The 3,007-nt window shown below is 51.5% G+C and carries 1 rRNA gene; it reads right to left on the bottom strand.

The window, feature by feature from the left end:
• Positions 1–24 precede the first annotated feature (24 nt).
• Positions 25–2,916: ribosomal RNA gene (locus ACM6IQ_RS20430) — 23S ribosomal RNA — on the bottom strand.
• Positions 2,917–3,007: the final 91 nt, after the last annotated feature.

Raw genomic sequence — 3,007 nt, 5'->3', positions numbered from 1 at the left:
GTCAGCAAATTGCTTGGGTGTTATATGGTCAAGCCTCACGGGCAATTAGTATTGGTTAGCTCAACGCCTCACAGCGCTTACACACCCAACCTATCAACGTCGTAGTCTTCGACGGCCCTTCAGGGGACTCAAGGTCCCAGTGAGATCTCATCTTGAGGCTAGTTTCCCGCTTAGATGCTTTCAGCGGTTATCTATTCCGAACATAGCTACCCGGCAATGCCACTGGCGTGACAACCGGAACACCAGAGGTTCGTCCACTCCGGTCCTCTCGTACTAGGAGCAGCCCCTCTCAAATCTCAAACGTCCACGGCAGATAGGGACCGAACTGTCTCACGACGTTCTAAACCCAGCTCGCGTACCACTTTAAATGGCGAACAGCCATACCCTTGGGACCGGCTTCAGCCCCAGGATGTGATGAGCCGACATCGAGGTGCCAAACACCGCCGTCGATATGAACTCTTGGGCGGTATCAGCCTGTTATCCCCGGAGTACCTTTTATCCGTTGAGCGATGGCCCTTCCATACAGAACCACCGGATCACTAAGACCTACTTTCGTACCTGCTCGACGTGTCTGTCTCGCAGTCAAGCGCGCTTTTGCCTTTATACTCTACGACCGATTTCCGACCGGTCTGAGCGCACCTTCGTACTCCTCCGTTACTCTTTAGGAGGAGACCGCCCCAGTCAAACTACCCACCATACACTGTCCTCGATCCGGATAACGGACCTGAGTTAGAACCTCAAAGTTGCCAGGGTGGTATTTCAAGGTTGGCTCCACGCGAACTGGCGTCCACGCTTCAAAGCCTCCCACCTATCCTACACAAGCAAATTCAAAGTCCAGTGCAAAGCTATAGTAAAGGTTCACGGGGTCTTTCCGTCTAGCCGCGGATACACTGCATCTTCACAGCGATTTCAATTTCACTGAGTCTCGGGTGGAGACAGCGCCGCCATCGTTACGCCATTCGTGCAGGTCGGAACTTACCCGACAAGGAATTTCGCTACCTTAGGACCGTTATAGTTACGGCCGCCGTTTACCGGGGCTTCGATCAAGAGCTTCGCGTTAGCTAACCCCATCAATTAACCTTCCGGCACCGGGCAGGCGTCACACCCTATACGTCCACTTTCGTGTTTGCAGAGTGCTGTGTTTTTAATAAACAGTCGCAGCGGCCTGGTATCTTCGACCGGCATGAGCTTACGGAGCAAGTCCTTCACCCTCACCGGCGCACCTTCTCCCGAAGTTACGGTGCCATTTTGCCTAGTTCCTTCACCCGAGTTCTCTCAAGCGCCTTGGTATTCTCTACCCAACCACCTGTGTCGGTTTGGGGTACGGTTCCTGGTTACCTGAAGCTTAGAAGCTTTTCTTGGAAGCATGGCATCAACCACTTCGTGTTCTAAAAGAACACTCGTCATCAGCTCTCGGCCTTAGAATCCCGGATTTACCTAAGATTCCAGCCTACCACCTTAAACTTGGACAACCAACGCCAAGCTGGCCTAGCCTTCTCCGTCCCTCCATCGCAATAACCAGAAGTACAGGAATATTAACCTGTTTTCCATCGACTACGCTTTTCAGCCTCGCCTTAGGGACCGACTAACCCTGCGTCGATTAACGTTGCGCAGGAAACCTTGGTCTTTCGGCGTGGGTGTTTTTCACACCCATTGTCGTTACTCATGTCAGCATTCGCACTTCTGATACCTCCAGCAAGCTTCTCAACTCACCTTCACAGGCTTACAGAACGCTCCTCTACCGCATCACCTAAGTGATACCCGTAGCTTCGGTGTATGGTTTGAGCCCCGTTACATCTTCCGCGCAGGCCGACTCGACTAGTGAGCTATTACGCTTTCTTTAAAGGGTGGCTGCTTCTAAGCCAACCTCCTAGCTGTCTAAGCCTTCCCACATCGTTTCCCACTTAACCATAACTTTGGGACCTTAGCTGACGGTCTGGGTTGTTTCCCTTTTCACGACGGACGTTAGCACCCGCCGTGTGTCTCCCATGCTCGGCACTTGTAGGTATTCGGAGTTTGCATCGGTTTGGTAAGTCGGGATGACCCCCTAGCCGAAACAGTGCTCTACCCCCTACAGTGATACATGAGGCGCTACCTAAATAGCTTTCGAGGAGAACCAGCTATCTCCGAGCTTGATTAGCCTTTCACTCCGATCCACAGGTCATCCGCTAACTTTTCAACGGTAGTCGGTTCGGTCCTCCAGTTAGTGTTACCCAACCTTCAACCTGCCCATGGATAGATCGCCCGGTTTCGGGTCTATTCCCAGCGACTAGACGCCCTATTAAGACTCGCTTTCGCTACGCCTCCCCTATTCGGTTAAGCTCGCCACTGAAAATAAGTCGCTGACCCATTATACAAAAGGTACGCAGTCACCCAACAAAGTGGGCTCCCACTGCTTGTACGCATACGGTTTCAGGATCTATTTCACTCCCCTCTCCGGGGTTCTTTTCGCCTTTCCCTCACGGTACTAGTTCACTATCGGTCAGTCAGTAGTATTTAGCCTTGGAGGATGGTCCCCCCATATTCAGACAAAGTTTCTCGTGCTCCGTCCTACTCGATTTCATGACTAAGAGATTTTCGCGTACAGGGCTATCACCCACTATGGCCGCACTTTCCAGAGCGTTCCGCTAATCTCAAAGCCACTTAAGGGCTAGTCCCCGTTCGCTCGCCACTACTAAGGGAATCTCGGTTGATTTCTTTTCCTCAGGGTACTTAGATGTTTCAGTTCCCCTGGTTCGCTTCTTAAGCCTATGTATTCAGCTTAAGATACCTAACTTATGTTAGGTGGGTTCCCCCATTCAGACATCTCCGGATCAAAGTCTGTTTGCCGACTCCCCGAAGCTTTTCGCAGGCTACCACGTCTTTCATCGCCTCTGACTGCCAAGGCATCCACCGTATGCGCTTCTTCACTTGACCATATAACCCCAAGCAATCTGGTTATACTGTGAAGACGACATTCGCCGAAAATTCGCGATTAAACTCACAAATTTTACCTTAGCCTGATCCG

The organism is Pseudomonas sp. IT-P100 (genome assembly GCF_949767185.1).
In the GTDB taxonomy this organism is placed as follows: Bacteria; Pseudomonadota; Gammaproteobacteria; order Pseudomonadales; family Pseudomonadaceae; genus Aquipseudomonas; species Aquipseudomonas fluorescens_B.
Note: the sequence above shows the minus strand (reverse complement) of the source record. Positions and strands in the feature narration are given on the sequence as shown.